The organism is Acetomicrobium thermoterrenum DSM 13490 (assembly GCF_900107215.1).
In the GTDB taxonomy this organism is placed as follows: Bacteria; Synergistota; Synergistia; order Synergistales; family Acetomicrobiaceae; genus Acetomicrobium; species Acetomicrobium thermoterrenum.
In genome coordinates this window covers 76,977-101,328 of record NZ_FNPD01000009.1, presented here as the reverse complement: position 1 = coordinate 101,328, position 24,352 = coordinate 76,977, and the positions used below count along the sequence as shown (strand labels likewise).

At 43.8% G+C, this 24,352-nt stretch carries 25 protein-coding genes and 5 tRNA genes; 27 read left to right on the top strand and 3 right to left on the bottom strand.

All coding sequences use genetic code 11. The features are described from left to right. The coding region (locus BLU12_RS08095; RefSeq protein ID WP_143270390.1) for a transposase family protein at positions 1-224 on the bottom strand (224 nt) is incomplete at its 3' end. Between the two features lie 360 nt (positions 225-584). On the opposite strand from BLU12_RS08095, the gene infC reads away from it, so the two are divergent. The 15 genes from infC to BLU12_RS10020 all read left to right on the top strand — a co-directional run bounded on the left by infC (position 585) and on the right by BLU12_RS10020 (position 11,361). Continuing rightward, entirely contained in the window at positions 585-1,091 is a 507-nt protein-coding gene (infC, locus tag BLU12_RS08090; RefSeq protein WP_234945566.1) for a translation initiation factor IF-3, read from the top strand. A gap of 36 nt (positions 1,092-1,127) precedes the next feature. Then, entirely contained in the window at positions 1,128-1,328 is a 201-nt protein-coding gene (gene rpmI, locus BLU12_RS08085; protein WP_040348064.1) for a 50S ribosomal protein L35, read from the top strand. A 30-nt stretch (positions 1,329-1,358) separates the two neighbouring features. Further along, positions 1,359-1,718 carry a 50S ribosomal protein L20 gene (gene rplT, locus BLU12_RS08080; protein ID WP_009201219.1) on the top strand — a complete coding sequence of 120 codons (360 nt, stop codon included), beginning with the start codon at positions 1,359-1,361 and terminating at the stop codon, positions 1,716-1,718. A 41-nt stretch (positions 1,719-1,759) separates the two neighbouring features. Then, positions 1,760-3,034: a TrkH family potassium uptake protein gene (locus BLU12_RS08075; protein WP_091461897.1), complete on the top strand. Its 1,275-nt coding sequence runs from the start codon at positions 1,760-1,762 to the stop codon at positions 3,032-3,034. A gap of 17 nt (positions 3,035-3,051) precedes the next feature. Then, complete coding sequence (locus tag BLU12_RS08070; RefSeq protein WP_091461896.1) at positions 3,052-3,708, top strand: potassium channel family protein; 657 nt, start codon at positions 3,052-3,054, stop codon at positions 3,706-3,708. Positions 3,709-3,744: 36 nt separating this feature from the next. Next, a complete protein-coding gene (gene pheS / locus BLU12_RS08065) occupies positions 3,745-4,788 on the top strand; it encodes a phenylalanine--tRNA ligase subunit alpha (RefSeq protein ID WP_091461894.1) in 1,044 nt (347 codons plus the stop codon). After that, positions 4,788-7,181 (top strand): phenylalanine--tRNA ligase subunit beta, encoded by a 2,394-nt coding sequence (gene pheT / locus BLU12_RS08060; RefSeq protein ID WP_091461893.1) that lies wholly within the window; start codon positions 4,788-4,790, stop codon positions 7,179-7,181. Before pheS ends, pheT begins: the two co-directional genes overlap by 1 nt. Before the next feature lie 16 nt (positions 7,182-7,197). Further along, the gene (locus BLU12_RS08055) at positions 7,198-7,512 is read left to right on the top strand and encodes a hypothetical protein (protein WP_091461891.1); all 315 of its coding nucleotides are present in this window, start codon (positions 7,198-7,200) and stop codon (positions 7,510-7,512) included. An 11-nt stretch (positions 7,513-7,523) separates the two neighbouring features. Further along, the gene (locus BLU12_RS08050) at positions 7,524-7,763 is read left to right on the top strand and encodes a cell division protein ZapA (protein ID WP_234945569.1); all 240 of its coding nucleotides are present in this window, start codon (positions 7,524-7,526) and stop codon (positions 7,761-7,763) included. Between the two features lie 12 nt (positions 7,764-7,775). Beyond that, positions 7,776-8,324: a CvpA family protein gene (locus BLU12_RS08045; RefSeq protein WP_091461888.1), complete on the top strand. Its 549-nt coding sequence runs from the start codon at positions 7,776-7,778 to the stop codon at positions 8,322-8,324. Continuing rightward, a complete protein-coding gene (locus tag BLU12_RS08040) occupies positions 8,324-10,690 on the top strand; it encodes an endonuclease MutS2 (RefSeq protein WP_091461886.1) in 2,367 nt (788 codons plus the stop codon). Before BLU12_RS08045 ends, BLU12_RS08040 begins: the two co-directional genes overlap by 1 nt. Before the next feature lie 84 nt (positions 10,691-10,774). Further along, positions 10,775-10,850, top strand: a tRNA-Arg gene (locus tag BLU12_RS08035). A 33-nt stretch (positions 10,851-10,883) separates the two neighbouring features. Next, positions 10,884-10,960: transfer RNA gene (locus BLU12_RS08030), tRNA-His, on the top strand. Positions 10,961-11,018: 58 nt separating this feature from the next. Then, complete coding sequence (locus tag BLU12_RS09980) at positions 11,019-11,171, top strand: hypothetical protein (protein WP_159428519.1); 153 nt, start codon at positions 11,019-11,021, stop codon at positions 11,169-11,171. 43 nt (positions 11,172-11,214) lie between these two features. Beyond that, positions 11,215-11,361: a hypothetical protein gene (locus BLU12_RS10020; protein WP_200778740.1), complete on the top strand. Its 147-nt coding sequence runs from the start codon at positions 11,215-11,217 to the stop codon at positions 11,359-11,361. An 81-nt stretch (positions 11,362-11,442) separates the two neighbouring features. Here BLU12_RS10020 and BLU12_RS08025 read toward each other — a convergent pair whose 3' ends face one another. Next, positions 11,443-11,754 carry an AzlD domain-containing protein gene (locus BLU12_RS08025; protein ID WP_091461884.1) on the bottom strand — a complete coding sequence of 104 codons (312 nt, stop codon included), beginning with the start codon at positions 11,752-11,754 and terminating at the stop codon, positions 11,443-11,445. Then, complete coding sequence (locus tag BLU12_RS08020) at positions 11,751-12,437, bottom strand: AzlC family ABC transporter permease (RefSeq protein ID WP_091461883.1); 687 nt, start codon at positions 12,435-12,437, stop codon at positions 11,751-11,753. Before BLU12_RS08020 ends, BLU12_RS08025 begins: the two co-directional genes overlap by 4 nt. 430 nt (positions 12,438-12,867) lie before the next feature. Between BLU12_RS08020 and prxU the strand changes: the two genes are divergently transcribed. The 12 genes from prxU (at position 12,868) to BLU12_RS07950 (ending at position 24,351) form a co-directional block, all read left to right on the top strand. Then, positions 12,868-13,521 carry a thioredoxin-dependent peroxiredoxin gene (gene prxU / locus BLU12_RS08010; protein ID WP_268753516.1) on the top strand — a complete coding sequence of 218 codons (654 nt, stop codon included), beginning with the start codon at positions 12,868-12,870 and terminating at the stop codon, positions 13,519-13,521. Between the two features lie 329 nt (positions 13,522-13,850). Continuing rightward, positions 13,851-13,926: transfer RNA gene (locus tag BLU12_RS08005), tRNA-Arg, on the top strand. A 19-nt stretch (positions 13,927-13,945) separates the two neighbouring features. Continuing rightward, positions 13,946-14,021, top strand: a tRNA-Lys gene (locus tag BLU12_RS08000). A 264-nt stretch (positions 14,022-14,285) separates the two neighbouring features. Then, positions 14,286-14,369, top strand: a tRNA-Leu gene (locus tag BLU12_RS07995). Between the two features lie 75 nt (positions 14,370-14,444). Beyond that, the gene (gene tig / locus BLU12_RS07990; RefSeq protein ID WP_159428518.1) at positions 14,445-15,953 is read left to right on the top strand and encodes a trigger factor; all 1,509 of its coding nucleotides are present in this window, start codon (positions 14,445-14,447) and stop codon (positions 15,951-15,953) included. Beyond that, positions 15,919-16,497: an ATP-dependent Clp endopeptidase proteolytic subunit ClpP gene (gene clpP / locus BLU12_RS07985; protein ID WP_165588964.1), complete on the top strand. Its 579-nt coding sequence runs from the start codon at positions 15,919-15,921 to the stop codon at positions 16,495-16,497. Before tig ends, clpP begins: the two co-directional genes overlap by 35 nt. Before the next feature lie 131 nt (positions 16,498-16,628). After that, complete coding sequence (gene clpX / locus BLU12_RS07980) at positions 16,629-17,912, top strand: ATP-dependent Clp protease ATP-binding subunit ClpX (RefSeq protein ID WP_009201203.1); 1,284 nt, start codon at positions 16,629-16,631, stop codon at positions 17,910-17,912. 56 nt (positions 17,913-17,968) lie between these two features. Continuing rightward, positions 17,969-20,656 (top strand): valine--tRNA ligase, encoded by a 2,688-nt coding sequence (locus tag BLU12_RS07975; protein ID WP_091461877.1) that lies wholly within the window; start codon positions 17,969-17,971, stop codon positions 20,654-20,656. Continuing rightward, on the top strand, positions 20,646-21,980 hold the full coding sequence (locus tag BLU12_RS07970; protein ID WP_091461876.1) for a bifunctional folylpolyglutamate synthase/dihydrofolate synthase: 1,335 nt from the start codon (positions 20,646-20,648) through the stop codon (positions 21,978-21,980). The genes BLU12_RS07975 and BLU12_RS07970 overlap by 11 nt, the downstream gene beginning before the upstream one ends. An 87-nt stretch (positions 21,981-22,067) precedes the next feature. Then, entirely contained in the window at positions 22,068-23,048 is a 981-nt protein-coding gene (locus BLU12_RS07965) for a Gfo/Idh/MocA family protein (RefSeq protein ID WP_057940924.1), read from the top strand. 368 nt (positions 23,049-23,416) lie between these two features. Then, complete coding sequence (locus BLU12_RS07955; protein ID WP_091461874.1) at positions 23,417-23,644, top strand: flagellar biosynthesis protein FliR; 228 nt, start codon at positions 23,417-23,419, stop codon at positions 23,642-23,644. 155 nt (positions 23,645-23,799) lie between these two features. Then, complete coding sequence (locus BLU12_RS07950) at positions 23,800-24,351, top strand: hypothetical protein (RefSeq protein ID WP_200778739.1); 552 nt, start codon at positions 23,800-23,802, stop codon at positions 24,349-24,351. The last annotated feature ends 1 nt before the right edge of the window (position 24,352 follow it).

Genomic DNA, 24,352 nt, shown 5'->3' with positions numbered 1-24,352 from the left:
AGATATACTTTCTTTCCGTTGATTAACGTGTGCAGCACCTTCCTTGGTTTGGCTTTGCCGTGCCTGTAGAAATCTTTTGAGTTACACTCGGGACAAACTGCTGTCCTGTCGGGTCTAACTTGCACCTCAATCACAAAAGCATCCTCTTCTTCACGCGTATCCGATATCTTGAAGCCTTTAAGTCCGAGCATTTTGGTGATATTATTATTATGGCCATTGGCCATGGTGGTAAGAGCCTCCTTTCTTAATGGGTTTGGTTGGTTCTTACCACCATTATATTTTCAAAGCCAAATTCCACACTAAAGATTATAGAGCCATAGACTGCTTGCTTTCGAGCAATTTTCGTGATATATTGCAAAAACGTTTCGTATTGCGATAAGCAGAGGGCCCGCCCTCTCACCTGGTGGCGCGAAAGTTGCCTTTCGGGTTAAGTCTGAAAGTTAGTAGCAGGTAGTGTTTGACTGCTACAGAGACTGTGAGGGACTGGGCGTTGTTTGCCAGTCCCTATTTTATTGTGGAGGTGACCAGTTATAGCGAAAGTAAACGAACCAAGGGTAAATGAGGAGATAAGGGTTTCTGAGGTCTTGCTGATCGATGCCGATGGATCCAAGGTAGGGGTAGTTCCCATCCAACAGGCTCTGGAGATGGCCGAGACGAGAGGATTGGACTTGGTGGAAGTTGCTCCTCAGGCGAATCCTCCCGTATGTAGGATCATGGATTACGGCAAATACAAATATCAACAACAAAAAAGAGACAAAGAGGCTCGCAAAAAACAGAAAGTTCAGACGGTCAAGGAAATAAAAATGCGTCCGAAGATCGATGAGCACGATTATAATTTCAAAGTTAAGGCCATCAAGGATTTTTTGGGTAGTGGCCATAGGGTTAAAGTGTCCATATTTTTCCGCGGCAGAGAGATGGCCTTCTTGGATAAGGGCAGAGAGGTGCTCGAAAGGGTGAAGAAGGACTGTGAAGGCTTGGGAAAAGCTGATTCGGACCCGAAGATGGAAGGCCGTTATATGCGCATGATGCTGGCACCTATTCTGCAAAAGTCAGAGAGCAAGGCAGCGAAAGATACGCAGTCTCAAAGCTGATTTCTACATTCATGAAACCAAAAGGGAGGAATGGCAATGCCAAAAATCAAAACTCACAGCGGAGCTAAGAAAAGATTTAAAATAACAGCTACCGGAAAAGTGGCTTACAAAAAAGTCAACCGGGGGCACTTGCTTCGAAAGAAGAATCAAAAACGCATTAGAGCATTAAAACAAAAGGGCTACCTCGATGAGGCATTTGCCAGAAAAATTAAACAGTTAATGCCCTATTCCAATTAATTGCAAGATTTAAATAAGGAGTGAAAGATAATGCCCAGAGTAAAAGGTGGAACTGCCACTAAAAATAAAAGGGCCAAGCTATTTAAGCTGACCAAAGGATATTACGGCCGCAGAAAGAATGTATTTAAAAGAGCAAGAGAAGCAATGCTCAGGTCCTTGAGCTATGCTTACAGGGACAGACGCAACAGAAAACGCGATTTCAGGAAACTTTGGATTATGCGAATAAACGCTGGAGCTCACGTGTATGGTATGAACTACAGCACCTTTATAAGCGGGTTGCGCAAATCCGGCATCGAGATCAATCGCAAAATGCTAGCAGAACTTGCCGTATCGGATATCGAAGCCTTCGGACAGCTGGTTGAAAAAGCAAAGGAGGCGCTGGTCCGATAGATATCAAAACCTATAGTTCTCTCAAGGTTGAAAAAACTATAGTGTTCGGGTTCCTATCGCTCATAGCGGTGGGGACCCTTTTGATATGGCTTTTTAATTTATCCCAAGAGCCCATTTCTTTGATAAATGCGCTTTTTACCGCAACATCTGCCGTTTGTGTTACGGGCCTGATCGTTGTCGATACCGGTAGCGATTTGACGCTTATGTCCCAAATTGTCGTAATGGCTCTTATTCAGCTTGGCGGTCTGGGGATAATGACTGCGATGACTATTGTGCCCTTTTTAATGGGGCAGCGGATTGGGATACGGCAGCGATTTTATTTTATAAAAGAAAAGGGCCTGGAGTATCCTTCCGGGGCAGTCAAACTGTTGATTCAGATCCTAAAGGTTACGGTATTATTTGAAGCCATCGGTTTCGTCCCTCTCTTTATTAAATTCTCAGAGGAAATGTCTCATAAAGAAGCACTCTTCACAGCTGCATTCCATAGTATCAGCGCCTTTTGCAATGCCGGTTTTTCATTATTTTCAAATAATTTGGAAAGCTATAGCAACAGCTTTATGATACCTGGAGCTATAATGTTTCTTGTAATATTAGGAGGGTTAGGGTTTCCCTTTTACATGGAATGGGTTTCCAAAGCGAAATCCCGTAAAAGGTTATCGCCTTACGCTAAACTGGTTTTATCGACCACTTCGATGTTGATAATATTTGGTTTCCTTTTAATTCTTTTTGTCGAATGGAAGGGGGCGTTTGCAGAGTATAACCTCCCATTAAAGCTGTGGAATGCTCTCTTTATGGCAGTAACTCCAAGGACAGCCGGTTTTGATACAATTAGTCCGTCTAACTTTTCCAAAGCAGGGTACATTATAGTCGTTCTTCTCATGATTATCGGTGCATCGCCTGCTTCTACAGGAGGGGGCATTAAGACGACGACGGCTGGAATTTTGTGGTGTACCGTTAAATCAAATTTGAGGGGCAAAAAACCCTTTCTTTTTAATCAGTCTATTTCATCTGATCTGATCGTTAACACCACTACTTTGATAACCCTATATTTAACGACTATCTTTGTCAGCGTAGTTCTTCTGTCCCTCTTTGAGCCTTTTTCCTTCGACCAGATCCTTTTTGAAGTGGTATCGGCTTTGGGAACCGTGGGGTTGTCGTTAGGAATAACGCCACATCTATCGCCTACGGGAAAAGTAGTGTTAGTAATACTGATGTTTTGGGGACGAGTTGGACTTATAACCTTCATGTACGGGGTGTTTAAGAAGCGAGAAAAGGAAAACATTAACCTGCCTCGCGCATACATCCCCATCGGTTAAAGAGGTGCTAAGATATTATGAATGACAAGAATACAGTGATCGTAATTGGTCTGGGAAGGTTTGGACAATCCGTTTGTCGCAGGCTTGTTGCCCTAAAACAGGAGGTTGTGGCCGTTGATCGAAATATGCACCGCGTCGAGGAAGTTGCCGATATAGTGGATTTGGCTGCGCAGGTCGATGCTACAGACGAGGAAGCTATGATTAAAGTTGGAGCAAAAGAGGCCAACGTCGCTATCGTAGCTATAGGAGAGAACATCGAAGCTAGCATATTGGCCACCTCCATATTGAGAGGTCTGGACGTCAAACATATCATAGCTAGGGCACAAAGCTCACTTCATGCCAGAGTGCTTGCGCAGGTGGGAGCACACAGGGTCATATTTCCAGAGAGGGATATGGGCATCAGGATTGCCGAAAACATTGTTTTCCCCTGGCTTAGCGAATTTGCTGCGTTGCCCGGCAGTTCCTATTTGGTAGGCTCCATTGAAGCGAAGGAAGAGATGTGGGGGAAAACCTTGGCGGAACTGAACTTCAGACAGAGATATAATTTAACTGTATTGTTACTAGAACGAAAGGGGACAAAATTGATTCCTAGCCCCGATACCGTTTTTCAGCAGGGGGACGTTCTTACAGTCATCGGAGAACGCGAAGACATTGATAAGCTCAAGAGCCTTTAATTTAACGACAATATGCCAGTCTGGTAAGGAGGGAAAATGGTGAATCCGAAAACTAATGACATCGAAGATGTTAAAAATGCCTTTATAAAAGAGTTGAAACTTACCAAAAGGTCGGAAGACCTGAACGAGCTTCGAATTCGGTATTTAGGAAGAAAGGGAATAGTTACCCAAATGTTGAAGAGTTTGGGAACCCTCCCACCAGAGGATCGGCCTGCCATGGGTAAGGCAATTAATGACTTAAAGTCAACCATTGAAGACATGCTTAAAAGGCGAATGGAAGAGCTTGCTCTTTTGGAGGAGCGGGAACAGGAGAGAAAAGATGCCATTGACGTCACTCAACCGCCAAAAGGCAGGCCTTGGGGCGGTTTTCATCCTGTCGTTGAAGTCATGCACGAACTCATGGATATATTTGTAGGGCTTGGTTTTTCCGTAGCGCTAGGACCTGAGGTTGAAGATGATTTTCATAATTTCGAGGCTCTTAATATTCCACCCCATCATCCGGCAAGGGATATGCAGGATACTTTTTATCTTCAGGGCAATGAGCTTCTGCTGAGAACCCATACCTCTCCTGTCCAAGTGAGGTCCATGCTGAAGTATGGGGCACCGCTGAGGATAGTCTGTCCGGGCAAGGTTTACAGAAGAGACAGCGATCCCACTCATTCGCCTATGTTTCATCAATTGGAAGGGCTTTTGATCGATGAGGATGTATCGATATCGGATTTGAAGGGATGCATGGTCCATTTCATAGATAAGGTTTTTGGAAGACCCTTAAAGTCAAGGTTCAGGGCAAGCTATTTTCCCTTTACGGAACCGTCTTTAGAGATGGATGTCGAATGTATTGCATGTTCGGGCGAAGATCCTGCCTGCAGGATATGCAAGGGTACGGGCTGGCTTGAAATATGCGGAATGGGAATGGTGCATCCCAAGGTTCTTCGGGCGGGCGGTATTGACCCCGAAGTTTATAACGGCTTTGCCTGGGGATTGGGAATAGACAGGGTGGCTATGCTGAAATACAGTTTAAGCGATTTAAGAATATTGTTTTCCGGTGATATTGCTTTTCTCGCAGGGGGTGTTAATTAGTGCTTGTATCTTGGAATTGGTTGACAGAACTCGTTGATCTTCAGATAAATGTCAATGATTTAGCCGAAAAATTGACAATGGCTGGTGCAGAAGTAGAGAACTTGTCCTATACAGCACAAAAGCTCGACGGCGTCATTATTGCCAAGGTGTTGGAAATGGCCCCCCATCGTGAGAGAAAAAACTTACAGGTGGTCACGTTGGTTTGGGGAGATGAAAGGGCAATCTGCGTTACGGGAGCCCAAAACGTAAAAGAAGGGGACATCGTGCCCTACGCTCCTCCGGGCGCCACTATAGCCGACGGTTCTGTTCTCGGAATAGAGGAATTTGATGGAGTGAAAAGTTTCGGCATGATGCTTTCTGCCGATGAAATCGGACTTCCTTTGTTGTCGCAAGAAGAGGGTATTTTAATCCTTCCCCAAGATGCGCCCTTAGGCGGAGATGCTGCTTCCTGGCTCGGGATAAAGGACGTGGTTTTAGATGTGTCCGTAACGCCGAACAGAGGCGACTTACTGAGCATGGTTGGTATGGCTAGGGAAGCTCATGCTTTGTCTACCGGGTCCCGCTTAAAAGAATTAAATTTTTCTTCCACTACAGAGCCTTTTGATTGGCCGGTAAGTTTCGAGGGGGTTACTTTAGAAGATTCGGGATGTCCCTTATATTGTTTGGGCTTTGCCGAAGAGCTTGAGATAGCACCTTCTCCTATTAAGTGCCGCGTTAGGCTGGCATTATGCGGGGTTCGTCCAATCAGTAACGTGGTCGACGTAACCAATTACGTGATGTTGTTGTTGGGGCAACCGTTGCACGCCTTTGATTTGGACAAACTTCCGGCGCCGGAGATAACCGTGAGGTCATCACGCAATGGCGAAAAGATCACCACATTAGACGGTAGGGAGCACATGTTGTCTTCGGACGATCTTTTGATAACAAGCGGAGGGCTGCCCATCGGATTGGCGGGAGTGATGGGAGGCGCCAACAGCGAAATAGACGAAAATACGAGGCGAATACTGATAGAATCGGCACATTTCCTGCCGGCTCGAATAAGCACAACGGCGAGACGCCTTGGCATAAACAGCGAAGCAGCTTATCGTTATGCAAGAGGAGTGGATAAAGCTAAAGCGCCGTTGGCCTTGTCCTGTGCATTGGATCTGATGAAGAAGTGGAAGTGCGGCAAAGTTTATACATCCGTTATCCGGGAGGGAGATGCCGCTCCTGTAGAGAAATTCGTGCCTCTAACGGCAAAAAAATTAAAAACATATACAGGCGCCGGGGACTTGTCGGAGGCTTCCAGTATACTTATGCCCCTTGGGTTTGAGGTTAAGTCTTCTTCAGAGGAAAAAGCCATCTACAAAGTTCCTGGCTATAGAATGGACGTGGAAATAGAGGAAGACCTGATAGAAGAAGTGGCCAGGATTAAGGGTTACGATGAGCTGCCGGCTCGCCTTCCGGGCAGGATTCACGATTCGGCGACCATAGGACTTGAATCCCGAACCGAGAGAAAGATCAGAGAAACATTAATGGCAAGGGGTTATATTGAAATACTGAACTATAGCTTTATCTCGCCTAAATTCATTGCGGATTTGTCTATACCCGCTTCAGACAGTCGGGCCAATCCCTTTGCCTTGGCGAATCCTTTGAGTATGGATCAATCCCTTTTAAGGACCTTCCTGCTGCCCGGAATGGTAAATGTAATATGCGATAATTTGAGAAAGGGTTGGCGCTTCCCCGTTAGGATTTTTGAGATTGGAAATGTCTTTCTCAGAGAGGGTGCGAATCTGATAGAAGAAAAGCACATAGCGGGTGCAATATTCTTGGGCAAGGACTACAGGTCCCCCTATAAAGATGCAGTTAGGGATGATTTTTTCACTATGAAAGGTGATATACTCGCCTTAGCAGATGCTTTTAGGCTTAAATTTGACGTTCTTCCCGGTAGCGAGCCCTTTGGACATGCCGGTCAGACGGCTGATGTTATATCCGACGGACGTAAGATAGGTTTTATGGCTAAGATCAAACCATCTATTGAACGCCGCCTTGAATTACCCGCATCGCTTTATGTTTTCGAGGTTACCTTCGAACCCTTTTTGATGGCTAAACCTCCCAGGTTTGGAGAAGTCCACAGATTTCCTTCCGTCTATAGGGACATATCTTTGATAGTTCCTGAAGACGTTACGGTCAAAGAAATCGGTGAGCTCATTGGCGATCTTTCTTCGGATTTGGTGATCTCGATCCGATTGTTTGATATATATAAGGGCAAAAACATTCCCGAAGGACATCGCAGTCTTTCTTTTACTCTGGAATATCGCCACCCCGACAAAACGTTGAGCGATGAGGAGGTTGACGAACTTCACACCAAACTTAGGTCCCAAATTGAGTCCAAGGGACTAAAACTGAGATAAGGATGGTGAGAGCAGCATGCAGGCTTTAGAGAAGATCGAACAGATGATCGATACCTTGTGCGAGAAGTTCTCGGCAACCAGAGAAGAAAACGAAAGGCTCTCTAAGCAGGTCGAGACCATAAAGGAACAATTGCAGGAGAAGGATTTGGAAATAATACGACTGAAAAAAGAGCACCAGCGTCAAATAGAGACGATGGAGAGAGAACTGATGAGGTTTAAAAAAGAAAGGTCGGAATACGAGGAAAAGTTATCAAGGTTACATCAGAAATTGTCTGTTTCGCTGGGGATGCCCCATGAAAACATGAGTAATAATACAGAAAAGCAGGTTTGATAAAAGTGGGAATGGATGAAGATAAAAGGACCCTTGAATTAAACCTGGGGGGAAGGCATTATAACATAAAGACCAGCCTGGATGACGAGACGACCAAGAGGGTTGTTGAAATACTTCAGGAGGCCTTTTCACAGACTTCTAATCGCTTAGGCCAAGAAGAGCGGTTTTTGTTGACATCGTTGCATTTGGCCTATAATATGGTCTTTCTCGAAAGGCGACTGCAGGATGCTTTGAAGGATACGGAAGGATAAGTGGTGAGTTAAATGACCCTCAATGTTTCAATAATTGCTGATTTTTTGGCTCTTCTGATAATGATCTTTTTTATGTTTAAAGGCTTTGCCCGTGGATTAGTAAACGAACTTTCTGGTCTACTGGGTACTCTAGCCGGCTTTGTCCTGCTTTGGAAGTATTCCCCTGATCTTGCAGGTTTCTTAAAATTTAAGCTCGGAATAAACGATGTAATTGCCTATGTGATTGCGATAGTGGCAATTTTTTTGGTTGCCAATTTAGTGGTATCCTTGATAGGTAGGCTGGTCAGAAAAATCGTTTACTTTGGGCATCTTTCGTTGGTAGATAAGGTTATTGGGGCTTTTTGCGGTTTTGCGAAAGCTTCGGTAATACTAATTCTAATTTATCTAGCCTTTGAAATGGCATCTAGCTATTTGGGAAATTCCGAAATGTCTTGGATGTATCAAAGCAAGGCCATGACATTTGCGGGCGATCTGTGGAGTTACGTTAGTTCCTGGCTTTTCAATAAAGGAATAATAAATCATATTTCCCTTCCAAATCTTATAGCAAAGGTACGTGTGTAATGATATCCGGCAATCAAACTATACAGCTTCTTGAAATCCATAAGATATTAAAATTTTACGATAAATATGTTCGTACCGAACTTGGAAAAAATTATCTGAAAAGTGTCCAGCCTTCCCAAAATGTAAATGGACTCAACGATAGACAAAATTTGTTCAGAGAATTTGAGCGATATATTGACACAAAGGGCGATTTCCCATGGGATGATCGTTTAATTTCCCTTGATGGCCTTTTGGAAGAGGGAAAATCAAAGGGGATTCTTTTTGGCGAAGAGCTTTTGCCCTTTAAGTTTTTGATCAGCCTTGTCGTGAAGATCAAAAATTTGAGCCCTAGTTTTTTGAGAGAGGGCTACGATAGATTGGCCGAAAAAGCCGGCGAACTTGGCGACTTCAGCGATGAAGAACAGGCCCTGTCCGTTTTGGATGAAGATGGAAGGTTATATGACAGTGCCTCAGCGAAACTTGCCGAGATAAGGAGGGAGCTGGAGTCAGCCAAAAGACAGGCCAGAGCAATAGGTCAAAATATAATATCTGATCCGTCCCTCTCCTCTAAACTTCAAGACCAGGTAATTGCTTTGCGCAATGGCCGTTATGTTTTGTTGGTCAGAAAAGAAAGCGCATCTTCCTTCCCGGGTGTATTTGTAGACTATTCAAGCTCAGGTAATTCCCTTTACATGGAACCTCACTCATTAGTCGCCGTGAATAACAGGATTGCCATGCTATTAGAAGACGAGAGGCGTGAAGAGCGTCGAATATGTCAAAAACTTACGAGCATGCTCATTTCAAGAGAAAAAGCCATAACAAGGGCTCAAGATCTGGTTGGACAATTCGATATGATGTGGGGTATATATTATTTTCTTCAAAAAAACGACTGGACCTTTCCTGAAGTAGAAGATAAAAGCGGTTTTTATCTCATCAATGCACGGCATCCACTGTTAGGTGTCAAGGCAGTCCCTATTGATGTGCATTGTGGGAGGAATTTTAAAGCCCTAGTCATAACGGGGCCCAACACGGGCGGGAAAACCGTTGCGTTGAAGACGGTGGGACTCTGCATATATCTTGCTTGGTGCGGGCTTCCCATTCCTGTAAAAGGAGGCTCTCGAGTCGGTCAATTTTCTCGCGTTGAAGCCGATATCGGCGATGAGCAAAGCATCGAACAAAATCTATCGACCTTTAGCGGTCATATAAAGCGCATAATTGAAATGCTCGATCAGGCTGACGACACCTCTCTTTTTCTGATAGACGAACTTGGAGCGGGGACAGATCCGGAAGAGGGGGCAGCCCTTGGAATAGCAATACTTGAAACTTTTTTGAAACGCGGATCTTCTCTGTTGGCCACGACCCATCATAACTCTATAAAAAGGTATGCCCTAACGACGCCAAATGTCGAAACGGCCAGCGTAGATTTTGACCCGGAAACCCTTATGCCCAAATATAAATTGCTCCTCGGAATCCCGGGGCAAAGTAACGCTCTCTTGATAGCAAGAAGATTGGGCATGCCCGAAGACGTTCTTGAGATAGCCAAAAGAGAGCTAAAGACCAGCGATACCTCGCTGGAAAAGCTCGTATCTAATTTAAGGGCAAAGCTGTCAGATCTAGAGGAAAAGGCGAGAGAACTTGCCAGAGAAAGGGCCGAAGTCCAGGCTGTCAAAAGAGAGCTCGATAGAAAATTAGCCGCCTTAGAGGAGAAGCGGGAGGGTATTATAGCTGAGGCGGAACAAAAGGCTAAGCGGCTGATAAAAGAAGCTCAGGAATCAGCTAAGTTGCTTCTTAAAGAAATAAGCAAGACAGCAAGTTCGAAAGAAGCACACAGGACTTTCTCAAGTTTTAAAAAACGAACCGATGATATATTGAGAGTAATCGAAGAGCGGGAAGCTGCTCGTATCGAAGAAAAGTCTTCGATATCTGAGGGTAAGGTACCAAAAACGGGGGATAAAGTTAAAGTCCTTGGGACGAATGCCAGTGGAATTATAGAAAAGGTGGATAATGATAAAGCCACAATTCAAGCGGGGCCTATCCGTTTGGATGTTCCTCTTAAGAGGTTAAAGGTGTTGGAGGAGGAGGAAGAAAGGAAGGATAAACCTTCCATAAAGATCAGCGTCGAAAGGCCGCAAAATGTCTCCAGCTCAATAATGATAAGAGGAATGACTGTCGATGAGGCTATGCCAATGGTGGAGGCCTATTTGGATAAAGCTTTCAGAGCGGGATACAGGGAAGTCACAATTATACATGGGCGGGGGGAAGGAATATTGCGCCGCGAAGTCCACGACTTATGCAGAAGGCTGCCCTATGTCGAGGAATATCGCCTCGGAGGCCCGGGAGAAGGCGGATATGGTGTTACTATTGTGAGGTTTAAGGGGATAAATTAAGACGATTCCTTAAGCTTAAGATCCCAAGGCAAGTACTTGCGCAATCGTGCTTAATTGGTTATATTATATGGGCAAACGGAACAGGTGCCCGTAGCTCAGTGGATAGAGCGTTGGACTCCGGATCCAAAGGTCGGGAGTTCGAGTCTCCCCGGGCACGCCAAGAAACGAAAAATATGAATACCGCAAAGAGATGGTGAGCGTAGCTCAATAGGTCAGAGCACTGGACTGTGGCTCCAGGGGTTGGGGGTTCAAGTCCCCTCGCTCACCCCATTTTTATGCTCCCGACTGGTTTTTTGAAGCGTCGGGATTTTTTTTATAGCTAATTGTCGTGATAGTTATAGAGGAGCTGGAAAGCAAAATAGCCAAAGCTGGAGGAGAGCAGGGAAATAAAACGGCGAATAAAGTTAAACAATACCTGGATCAATACCTGGAAGAAGAAATAAAAGACATTTTGCTCGTACCGAAAAACCAAATAGCGTAGAAATTGATTGAGCTTGCTTATCACATGTATGGAGAAAAATAAAATGAAGCCCATGGACGTGCAGATCGAGAAAATAATCCGAACGAAAAGAAAGATGATAGCTTTGCAAATGACGGACGATGCTAAATTGATCGTCAGGGCGCCTTTTAGTCTTGATGATGATAGGATCAAGGAGATAGTCTCAAAATGAAGTAATAAATAACATTAACCTTCTTTTATTTTGCATGACAAAACCAATGGTTTGTATTGATTGATTATGATATCACGATTTTTAAAATGTGTTAAAGATAAACACAAAGACGATTCCCGTCAGTATTGTCAAAAGGGTATTTTTGGTAAGCAGTGCGGTAAATATGGCGGCAATGCCTGCCAATAGCCTGACATTTTCGAGGGAAATAAAAACCTTTCCCGATTGCACAAATAATTCGGGAACAACAAGAGCCGACAGAACGGCTGGAGGCACAAAGCGCAAAAACTCTTTTACCCAAGAAGGTATTTCCCAAAGGCCAAAAAGAAATATGAAGAATGCTCGTGTAAGATAGGTGAAAATTCCTCCCAGAAGCAAGACCAGCCATACATTCATGCCCTGCGCCTCCTCGTGTCTATAATAAAGCCTGTGGTCATACCGGCTAAGGCAGCGGCAATCAATCCTAATTTATAGGGGAATCCGTAAAAAAAGATCGAACATATTCCGGCCGTCAATGCAACAGCTATGGCGGGAAAGTTATTCAAAGAGGGAACAAGGATGGCTATGAAGGTTAGGGGTAGAAAGAAATCCAGCGGCCAATTTGATGGGAGCATCTTTCCCAAGTAAATCCCGGCTGCTGTGCTCATCTGCCATGTTAACCACAGAATCAGCCCCGCACCTAAAAAGTAAAGATGGCCGTATCTGTCGTCAGGTCTTTTTTGATAGTAATTTATAGTTACGGCATAAGCTTCATCCGTCAGCAGATAGGAGAGCGTCGCCTTCCATCCCAGGGGAAGTTCTTTTAGGTAGGGTGCCACCGAGGCGCTGTATAGCAGGTGTCGCAAGTTCACAATGACCACAGTTAATACGATTATCGACCAGGGAGCGGATTCGGCAAATAACTTGCTTGCCACAAATTGCGAAGAACCGCCAAATATGATGTAGGACATTGACTGAGCCTGAAACCTGGTTAAGCCGGCCTCTAATGCCATAATACCGTATATAACCCCGAAGGGCATGACGGCAAGGAGGAGTGGCGTTTCGTCACGCACTCCTTTAAGGAATGTTTGTAATTTCAATTATAGTATCCCCCATTTCAGCTTAATTTGAGCATTGTAAATAAAATATCAGGATTCGTATTAGGGTATAACCCGTTTTGATCCCCGATTATAGCTCTGGAAATTTGGTTAAGCAATATTTAGTTCTTTAAAAAAATTCATGGGAAATTTGGGACACGACATAATGGCGATTTGGAGCAAAAGCCGTGATGGAATGCCGCTTATACACGCTAAAATCTGTTTGAGATTTCTGATGTAATCAAATGATCGCTTCATGTTGTCTGCGTTGAGTGCAATCTAATGGTTTAAAATATGTCAGCAAGGGTAGATGATGGATTATTTGAATATAGCGACAAGTATAAAGTATGCAACTTGCTTCTTATTTAAAATCGTTTTAGAATATATTTAACTTAAAAACAGAGATTGATAACAAAATGGGAGGGATGAAACAGTGGAAGCAAAGATAGGATGTCCGGTCCCGGAATTTAAAGCAATGGCTTTTGATAGGGGTAATATCAGGGAAGTATCGCATGCCGAGGCCAAGGGAAAGTGGTTAGTGTTATTCTTCTACCCCGGCGATTTTACTTTCGTGTGAACAACCGAAATCTCGGCGGTTGCCGAGAGGTACGATGAATTTGAGGCCCTGGGGGCTGTAGTATACGGTATAAGCGTAGATTCGCCTTGGGTTCATAAAGTATGGGTTGAGCAAGAAATTTCTAAAGCAGTTCCCAGGGGAGTGCCCTTCCCAATGTTATTTGACGCAGGCGGCAGGATCGGAGAAAAATTTGGGGTCTATAGCGAGGCTGACGGCATCGACATCCGCGGAACATTCATAATTGATCCCGATGGCATACTTCAATGCATAGACATACTTCCGGCTCCATGCGGAAGAAGTGTGGATGAAATTATTCGTCGCATTCAGGCTCTTCAGCACATAAGGTCTACATCTGCTAAAGAGGTTACGCCATCTGATTGGAGGCCGGGATGTTCTACCTTGAAGCCGAGCCCGGATATGGTTGGTAAAGTATGGCAATTCGTTGAAGAACAAAAAAGATCCCCAGGTGACTCCAAGACCCAGCAACCTACGCCTCCCGGAGGATGCTGAGGTATATAGGCCATTCCTCCGTGCGAGGGACTAAATAAATTATTTTAAAAAACAGGGGAGAGGGCAACTTTAAAATTGTCTCTTCCCTTTAAAGATTGCCAGGTAACCGATGTAAAATTAAGGGGAGTCCTTAAATATTCAGATGTTGCAGAGTTAGTAAGATTGGCCGGGGTTAAAATGCAATATATTATTTTACTCTTTCAAAGAAAGCTGCTGGCGTCCTCATCTCAGGAGCTTTTTTAGTACTCTTTGAAATAGAGCCGAAAACCTGTTGACTATTTGGCCAAGCTGTGATAACTTTCCTATTGCCGCTTGGTTATAAAGCGTAAGCGCCCGTAGCTCAGTGGACAGAGCGGCGGACTTCGGATCCGTTGGTCGCGGGTTCAAATCCTGCCGGGCGCGCCATGGAAAAGACTATATATGTGGGCCGTTAGCTCAACTGGCAGAGCACGGGACTCTTAATCCTGGGGTTACAGGTTCGATTCCTGTACGGCCCACCATTATATTTAAGTTTGCCGACTATTTGGCCCATTATAAAAAATAAAAAGACATTGCTTGCAAGATGTTAATGCGATGTGCGAGCAATGTCTTTTGTTTGTGTCCTTTGAGACAGTTAAAGTCAAATCGGCATTGACTTTCAAATTAAGGGCATGGTAATATACGCTAGCGACGAGGATCGCGCGAAGATGTGTCGTGGCAGTTTGGATGTTTGGTGGGTTTTTAAAATTTAAGTTTGCAACCCGCCTTAAATGTTTGTTTAAGGGGCGAGAGTGGTGGAACGGTAGACACGCGGGACTTAGGATCCCGTGGCTTCGGCCGTGTGGGTTCAAATCCCACCTCTCGCACCAGAAGAACATAAGTGCGACCTCGGTGTATGTTTGGCACCGAGGCTTTTTCATGTCGAAGAAAGGGGTTTGGTGGCAATGAGGTCTGAGCTTATATCTCAGGAGAAAAATATCGTTAAAATAAAAGCGGAAATTGAGGCAGAGAGGTTTGAGAAAGCAGTTCAGGATGTGGTCAAAGAGATCAGTCACAAGGCCAATATAAAGGGTTTTAGAAAGGGAAGGGTTCCGCGTAATGTCATCGAACTCTATTTTGGCAGGGAAAGATTATATAGAGAGGCATTAGAAAACCTTATTCCTGAAATTATAGAGCAAATTCGGGATGAATACGAGCTCGAATTGGTGGCTGAGCCTAAGATAAAATCAATTGGCGAATTAAAAGAAGGCGAACCGCTCGTTTTAGAGATAGAATACGAAGTTATGCCCGAGATCGAATTGCCCGATTTGAACCAAATCGAAGTGCCAAAATTGAAGGCAACGGTGACTGATGAAATGGTCGATGAAGTCATCAATGATTTGCGGGAGCGAAATGCCGAATACGTCGAAGTCAACGAAGATAGGCCAATTGATGAAGGAGATACTGTTGTAGTTAACGCCATTGCCGAAGTTGAACGGGAAGATAACGATGATGCTGAGAAATTCGACTTCGAAGGCAAAGAGATGGAAGATATGATAGACCTTTCGGTTCCTTATTTGGACGAAAACGTAAAGAAAGATCTGATTGGCCAGAATGTTGGCAACACCGTTACGACTACAGTCACTCATCCGGAAGATGGCAGCAATTTGTCTGGAAAGCGTATTAAGTATTCGATGGAAATAAAGGGCATAAAGAAAAAAGTCCTTCCGGAGCTGGACGAGGAGTTTTTGAAAAAAGTAGGTGCGGAAGGCAAAAATTTAGAAGAGTTTAGGGCAGAAATTAAAGAACAGTTGATAAAAAATCTGGAAAACAGGTCTAAAAATGAGGCAATCAATCTAGCATTACAGCAAATTGTAAATCAAGCGAAGATCGAAGTTCCCGAAAGCATGGTTGAGAGAGAATTTCACAGCCTGCTCCACGAAGAAGAAGAGAAAATAAAGCAGGCTGGTGAGATGACCTTTGAAGAATATGTAAAACAATCCGGAATGGATCTTGATGAATATAAAAACAGGTTACGCGAAAAGGCTTACAAAAGAGTCATGAATTCATTAGTCTTGGAGGAGCTTACTAAACGTTTTGAGATCAAAGTAAACCCAGAAGATATCAAAGCATATGTGGAAAGGATGGCAGGTGCATATAACATAAGTGCCGAGAAGCTATCTTCATTTATAGCCTCCGACCAGGACAGATTGTATAGATTGAGCTATGATATTATGGCTGAGAAGACATTGGGCAAAATCTTAGACCATGTAAAGGTTAAAGAGCTCGAGAGAGAGGAATACGAAGAAGCTCTGAAGGTTATTATGAATAATCAGGGCAAGGTCGAGGCAGTTCAGGAGGAAATCCAAGAAAAAGTTGAAGAGGAGCCTGAAAAAGCGTTACAAGACGATGGTAACGATGTAAGAGGAGGTCATGAAGATGTTGGTACCGATAGTAATAGAACAGACGGGTAGAGGGGAAAGAGCCTACGATATATATAGCAGGCTGTTAAAAGACAGGATAATATTTTTAGGAGATGTGATAGAAGAGCATCTCGCAAATCTGGTAGTAGCTCAAATGTTATTCCTCGAAAGCGAGGACCCAGATAAGGATATAAACCTTTATATAAACAGTCCCGGTGGTTCCGTGACCGCCGGGTTGGGAATATACGACACCATGCAATACATTAAATGCCCCGTGTCGACCATATGTGTTGGTCAGGCTGCGAGCATGGCGGCAGTGCTTTTGGCTGCAGGTGCGAAGGGGAAGAGAATAGCTCTTCCAAATTCTAGGGTTATGCTTCATCAGCCCTTGGGAGGAGTACAAGGTCAGGCTACGGATATCGAAATTCATGCCAAGGAGATCAAGAAGATAAGGGACAGGCTAAATGAGATAATAGCCTATCATACGAATCAGGATATCGAAAAGGTTGCCAAGGATACCGATCGTGATTTCTTTATGTCCGCAGAGGAAGCTCTGGCCTACGGAATAGTTGACAAAGTCATAGAAAAAAGATAGTTTATCGGTGTAATCTTGCTTATAAACATGCGAGGGAGCAAAGGTGAGCTCTCTCGTTTGTTTATAAGGACCTTATAATTTGGTAAGATGCAATAATATTTTATAAGAGCCCAAGGAGGAAATAAGAGGATATGTCGAAAAGCAACGAAAAGGATCCTAGAAAGAAGGGCTTGCGCTGTTCCTTCTGTGGAAAGGATCAGGAAGATGTCAAGAAGATTATAACGGGGCCGGGAGTCTGTATTTGCAACGAATGCATACACCTATGTAATATTATATTGAACGAAGAGAGAGGAATCCTGCACAGCATAGATTGTAAAAACAGGGATATGACTCAGAATTTTGTATTGCCCAAACCAAGTGAAATAAAATCATATCTGGACCAATATGTCGTCGGGCAGGAGTACGCCAAGAAGGTTCTTTCTGTGGCTGTCCACAATCACTATAAGCGTATTTTTAAGGGCAAAAAGGGCAAAGACGACGTTGAAGTCCAGAAAAGTAATATCCTTCTTTTAGGTCCCACTGGCTGCGGTAAGACTCTGTTGGCACAAACTTTGGCTCAAATGCTGAATGTGCCCTTTGCTATTGCTGATGCTACTACTTTGACAGAGGCGGGCTATGTTGGTGAGGACGTGGAAAACATATTAGTGAGGTTGTTGCAAAGCTGCGATTACGATGTAGCGCTGGCTGAAAGAGGGATTGTCTACATAGACGAGATAGATAAAATTGCCCGCAAGAGCTATTCTCCATCGATAACTAGAGACGTCTCAGGAGAGGGCGTGCAGCAAGGCCTTCTTCGCCTTTTGGAAGGAACGGTATCGAATGTTCCTCCAAAGGGTGGCAGAAAGCATCCCTACCAAGATTTCATTCAAGTCGATACATCCAACATCCTATTCATTTGTGGCGGTGCCTTTGATGGAATCGAAAACATAATAGCCAAGAGGATCAACAAAAGAGTTATAGGTTTCGGTGGAGATATTATAGGCAAGAAAGTGGAAGCCTCTTGGAAAATTTTGAAGGAAGTCCAGCCCGAAGATCTGATGATGTATGGGTTTATTCCTGAATTCATAGGGAGAATTCCCGTAATCGTCCCTCTCGAGGGCCTGCACGAAGAATCTTTGGTGCATATCCTGTTGGAACCCAAAAATTCCCTGGTAAAGCAATATCAAGAGCTTTTCAGCTATGAAGGCGTGGAGTTGGAGTTTACCGAAGCTGCCCTAAAAGCGATTGCCCATCAAGCTCAAGAGAGAAAAACGGGAGCTAGAGGATTAAGGTCAATAATGGAAAACCTCATGCTTGATATTATGTATGAATTACCCAATATTGCAGGCGAAGTAGCTAAGGTGAAGATTACAGGCGAGTGCGTTTTAGAAGGAGCATCTCCTATTTACATATCAAGGGATGAGGAAGTGGCTTAGAGAAATTCGTGCGATGACACATCGTAAACTCGAACCTATAGGGGGAGACTAAATAAATGCCTGTCGACGACAAACTTGTTTCGAAGGAATACGAACCCGAAGAACTGGAGCGAAAATGGTATGACTGGTGGCAGGATCGCGGATTATTCCATGCTGAAGTCGACGAAACCAAAGAACCCTTCAGCATAGTGATACCACCGCCCAATGTTACAGGCTCGCTTCACATGGGGCATGCATTGAACAATACCCTACAGGACATTGTATGTCGCTACAAGCGAATGAAGGGGTTTAACGTGATGTGGATACCGGGGACGGACCACGCCGGCATTGCCACGCAAAATGTTGTGGAGAGAGAATTGGCCAAAAAGGGTATAGATAGAAAGGATATGACCAGAGAGGCCTTTCTGGAGAAGGTATGGGAATGGAAATCCGAATATGGCGGCAGAATCATCTCGCAATTAAAAAGACTTGGTGCCTCTTGCGACTGGGATAGAGAGCGCTTCACAATGGATGAAGGTTTATCTAAAGCTGTCAGGGCTGTATTCGTCCGTTTGTATAAAGAAGGGCTTATATACAAGGGCAAATATATCATAAATTGGTGCCCTCGCTGTCACACGGCACTTTCGGATCTGGAGGTAGAACATACAACGGAAAAGGGGAAGCTCTATTACGTAGCTTACCCCTTTGTGGAAAAAGATGGATTTCTGGTCGTTGCTACTACACGTCCGGAGACAATTTTAGGAGATGTCGCCATAGCAGTTCATCCTGATGATTCAAATAACGCAAAGTACATTGGAAAAAAGGTTAGAGTTCCCATAGTAGACAGAATTGTGCCCGTAATAAAGGACCAGATGGTCGATCCATCCTTTGGAACCGGAATGGTTAAGATAACGCCTGCCCACGACCCCAACGACTTTTTGGTAGGGCAGCGGCATGATCTGGAACCAATCCAGGTAATAAATGCCGATGGTTTCATGAATGAAAATGCCGGTCGTTATAAAGGAATGAACAGATTTGATGCCAGAGAAGCAATCGTAAGAGACATAGAGGCTGCAGGTTTGTTGATAAAGATCGAGGAATACGAGCATGCCGTCGGTCATTGTTATAGATGCAATACAATTTTAGAGCCCTATCTTTCGGAACAGTGGTTCGTCCGCACCGAGCCTTTGGCAAAAAGGGCCATTGAGGTCGTAAAAGAAGGCAAAATTCGTTGGATACCTGAGCGCTGGGTGAATACTTATTATCAGTGGATGGAGAATATACGCGACTGGTGTATCTCGAGACAGTTGTGGTGGGGGCATAGAATACCGGCTTGGACCTGTCTGGACTGCAATCACATAACAGTGTCGGAAATTGATCCGGTGGAGTGCGAAAATTGTGGCTCAAGAGCCATTGTGCAGGACGAAGATGTTTTAGATACATGGTTTTCGAGCGCTCTTTGGCCCTTTTCCACTATGGGGTGGCCTGAACAAACTCCAGAGCTCACATATTTTTATCCGACTTCATTGTTGGTTACCGGCTTTGACATAATATTTTTCTGGGTGGCAAGAATGATAATGATGGGCCTTAAATTTATGGATGACGTGCCCTTCAAAGACGTTTATATTCACGCTTTGGTCCGTGATGAAAAGGGTCAAAAAATGAGCAAATCCAAAGGCAACGTCATAGATCCTGTAGACATAATAAATAAATATGGGGCTGATTCCTTGAGATTTACCTTATCATCGTTGACAGTACAAGGCCGTGATATATTTTTGAGCACCCAGAAGATCGAATCCTGCAGGCATTTCATGAATAAGATTTGGAATGCTGCCCGTTTTGCTTTGATGAATTTGGGCGATTTTGATGAAAGTCGGACCATGGAATTCGACGATTCTTTGAGGCTTCACGATAGATGGATCGTCATGCGCGTTAATCAGGTGACTAAAGAAGTTACAGACTTGATAGAAGGATATTTTTTCGGCGAAGCAAGCAAAATACTTTATGACTTCGTGTGGGGAGAGCTCTGTGACTGGTACATAGAGATGTCGAAACCGGCTTTAAAGGGAGACGAGGGGAGCAAAAGAAAGATCGCTTCGCAAAAGGTGCTTTATTATGTTTTCAAAAAGGTTCTCCTGCTTCTCCATCCCTTTATTCCCTTCATAACTGAAGAGTTGTGGCATTCCTTCGGTTTCAGTCAAATGTCAATCGAAGAAGAGCCTTGGCCCGGTACGGAGGAGATGTTCGATGATACGACAAAGAAGTCGTTAGAAAAGAATATTTTTGTCCTTCAGGAAACCATACGTTCGATAAGAAACCTGAGAGCCGAGGCTAACCTCACACCCCAGGTCGTGGTTCCTCACTTAATGATCAATCCAACGGATAGATCTGTTCTTGAAGTGTTAGCTGAAAATGAAGATATAATTAGATTGATGTCCAAGGTAGGAGAGATAAGTTTCGAGTCGAGGAGGCCTGGTGGCTCACTGGTTTCTGTATTGCCCTGGTGTAATGTCTATCTGATCGTGGGCGATATTATTGACATTTCTTCGGAAATAGAGAGATTGCGAAAAGAAAAAGAAGGGTTGCTTTTGGAGGAACAAAAAAGCCTTTCGAAGCTTTCTAATGAGTCCTTCCTGCAGAAGGCGCCGCAGGAAGTTGTCGAAAAGGAGCAAAATAGGTTAAAGAAGGCCAGGGAACGCATGAAGAGGATCGACGATAATATTGCATCTCTTGAGCGCAGCTCGGAGGAAGCGGATGGTCGATAAAGAAAATGCCGAAGCCTTTGACCTTTTGGAACAAGACATTTTAAATAGTGCAAGCCCGGGCATTCGCCCGGGCTTATCTCGGATGGCTAAGTGCCTCGGTTTGCTGGGTAATCCTCAAAGAGCTTTCAAGGCCATTCATATAGTCGGTACTAACGGCAAAGGCTCTACTGCATCGACTATTGCGAGTATCTTGTCTTCATCGGGTCTTAAAACTGCGCTATATACTAGCCCTCACCTGTTGCACATGGGCGAGCGCCTGAAAATTGAAGGCAAGATTGTAAGTCCGCAAAGGTGGATGGAAACATGGCAAAAGGTAAAATTGGTGCTAAGGGAAAATTTCATCGCCGAGACGCCTCCGACTGCTTTTGAGCTTATGACGGCCGTGGCTTTCTTAATTTTATCCGAAGAAAAGGTCGATGTAGCCGTTGTAGAAGCAGGAATGGGTGGAAGGCTCGATGCCACGAATCTTCTGGGAGAAGTTATACTTTCAGTGATTACCTCTATTTCGCTGGATCATACGAATTTTTTAGGAGACACTATTTCCCAAATAGCGAAGGAGAAGTTTTCCGTAATCAGGCCAGGGAAAAGGGCAATCTATGTGGGTGGAGACTTCGGTCTGGAAAAACTGTTTATTGATAGCTGCGCAAAGATGATTTCCGAGGGACACATTTTCTCAAGAGAATGTTTAGTCAAACCCGCACATTTTTCTTTGGATGGCGTTATTTATGACTTTTGGACATCCAAGGGATACTTTTTCGATTCCCTTGAAACGAAGCTTACAGCTGCTTATCAAATCAGCAATACAGCATTAGCTGTCTTTGTGGCTCTTCTTTTAAAAGATGTCTTTCCAGGAATATCCGATAAAACGATCAGATCGGGATTGCTCTCTGTTTCATGGCCCGGCCGCTTTGAAATTATAAGGTTAAAAAATGGAAAAGTATTAATACTGGATGGTGCGCACAACCCGGAAGGAATGGCAGTCTTTGCGCAATCGCTTAAACAAGTTTTGTGTCCTCATGAAAATATTACCTTTGTGACGGCAATGATGAAGGACAAAGATATCCGGGAAACATTAAAGAAACTATGCAATCTGCCCATCGAGAAGATTGTATGCACACAGGTGCCTCAACTGGACAGAAGCGAGTCTTCACATGCTTTGGCGGATATAGCAAGAAATATCTTTACCAAAGCCTTTATAGGGGACGAACCAGAATTAAATACGGCTCTGTGCGAAGCAGTTAATGGCCATTCCAGTTATATCGCGATTTGCGGCAGCCTCTACCTTATAGGGGCGATAAAAAAGATTTTGAGATCTGATCTTTAAGGAATGCCAAAATAGTTCATATCAAGTGATAATAATTAAGAGGAATTTTAAATATTAAGTGTATATGCGATTTAAGAGGTGAAGATCATGAATGCGTTGCGGGTAGGCGTCATTGGGGTGGGACATCTGGGATATCACCACGCCAGAATATATTCGGAGTTGCTGGAAACCAGGCTTGCCGGGGTTATGGACATAGACGATCAGAGAGCTGTCTCCGTTGGCGAGATGTTACAAGTGCCTTATTTTAGTGATTTAGATGAATTCCTGGAGAAAGCTCGCCCAGATGCTTTGAGCATTGTTGTGCCTACGGTTGCTCATTACGAAGTGGCCAAAAAGGTAATGGAAAGAGGCATTCACGTGCTCATAGAAAAACCTGTTACGAAGACAGTCGATGAGGCAGAGGAGTTGCTCAAATTGGCAGCTCAAAAAAACCTCGTTTTACAAGTAGGACATATTGAGCGCTTTAACAGCGCAGTTCAGTACGTCAGGGGAATTTGTAAACCTCCTCTTTATATTCAAACTAGAAGGCTGGGTCCCTTTTCTTCCAGGGTTGCGGATGTCGGCGTTGTTTTAGATTTGATGATCCATGACATTGATATAATTTTATCGTTGGTTGGTAGTGAGATAAGCGAAATTTCGGCCTATGGAAGATCCGTCTTTACAGAGCATGAAGACATAGCCTCGGCTCATCTTACGTTTAAGAATGGGGCAATATCTCATATACTGGTCAGCAGGGCTTCCGAAAAGAGGCTAAGGACGTTGGAGATTATGGAAAGAGAGCGTTACATAACCTTAAACTACGAAACTCAAGATGTTTCCATTCATAGATGCATTAGGAATAATGGCATGGGATTAATGGAGGTAATTGAGCATCCCGTCTTCCCGAAACACGAACCTCTGAAGATGGAATTGCAACATTTCATATCTTGTGTCAAGGAAGGAAGACAGCCGATGGTCGGTATTGCTGATGGCAAGAGAGCTTTAGAGATAGCGGTTGAGGTTCTAAGGCAGATAAACAAAAATAAATCGGCCGATTCCGATGAGAACCTTGAAGGTCTTTTAAATTAAAGCAGGCTGACATGGTTGTTGTATTTATGTAATATATTGTTATATGTCATGAAGTACCCCCAAACGTGGTCGTAATTTTAATTTATAATTAAGATTATTGTAAAATAGAGGGAGAAAAGCTCCCTCTATTTTTATAGGGTGATGGGATAATGAAGGAAAAAGCGAGAAAACATCGCGATAGCCTTGCACGCCAGATTATAATTTTCTTGATCGTCATCATCGCTACTCTTTTCCTTTGTCATTATTGCCTGTACTTATTCAAGGCCCGACAGAATTTTCATGGGAAATGCTATTATAAAGCTGATTTATGAGAAGCATTCAAAGGGACAACCTTAAAACTTTAAAAAGCAGAGGTGTATATTTATACTATGTTTGACTCTATTCCGGATGTAAACGTTCAAGCCCTATTAGCATTGGCTCTTTTTATGGTCTCTTTGATGATAGCAAGGATTATAAACAATATAACTTCAAAGAAATGGCCCGGCGGTACTTTATGGGTTTTTTACTTACGTGTCCTTCTGGGGTTCACTTTGGCCGCATCGGCGATCATGGGTTTTTACGCCTTTGCCGGAATATCTATAATAAATATTAGATAATGCTCTTCATCAAGATTTTCCCGAAAAGGAGTTGTTGTCATTATTCGATACGGATAACACCGGAATTGACTGACCTTATGGCTTTTGCAAATTTTATCAATAAAAGCAAAGGCGTCGCAGACTTAAGCGTCATTCGCTTTAAAGCAGGTTTAAATGTGCCTGTTCTAGATAAATACGGAGAAGATCCACCGTTTTTAGCGGCCGCATTTGGGGAAATGATTCTTCCCACCAAGTGGGAAAAGACAACCCACGTTAAAATGGGGAGCGTAGTCAATGTTACTGAGTTAGGGGATTACGAAAAATTTATGAGGGGGATTTATCATACAAATGATGCCTGGCCTTCAAGGCTCGTCATCGAGCAAAACCCCATCGTTTCTGGAATAAGTGATGATTTTGTGTTAATGTTGGCTGGGTTTTGTTTGAGGGAAGGGATTGCGGTGGATTTACTTATGAAAGATGGCCCTTTGCCGCTGAGTTTGATAATGCTTTCCTATGTATCGGGAGGCAAAATTTATTTTTATCCCTTTCAAAGGGAGAAATCGATAGAACAAATTGGTCTTCAGGGAGAGCTGCTTGTAATGTTGCCTGAAAGAAATGCATTGTTCAAAGAGATGACCTTTGAGCCGTTATTGGCAGGCTTTGGTAATGTAGGAGGCATTCCCTTCAGGGATTGGACCCCAATAGACTTTTATCGGATTATTAACTAAA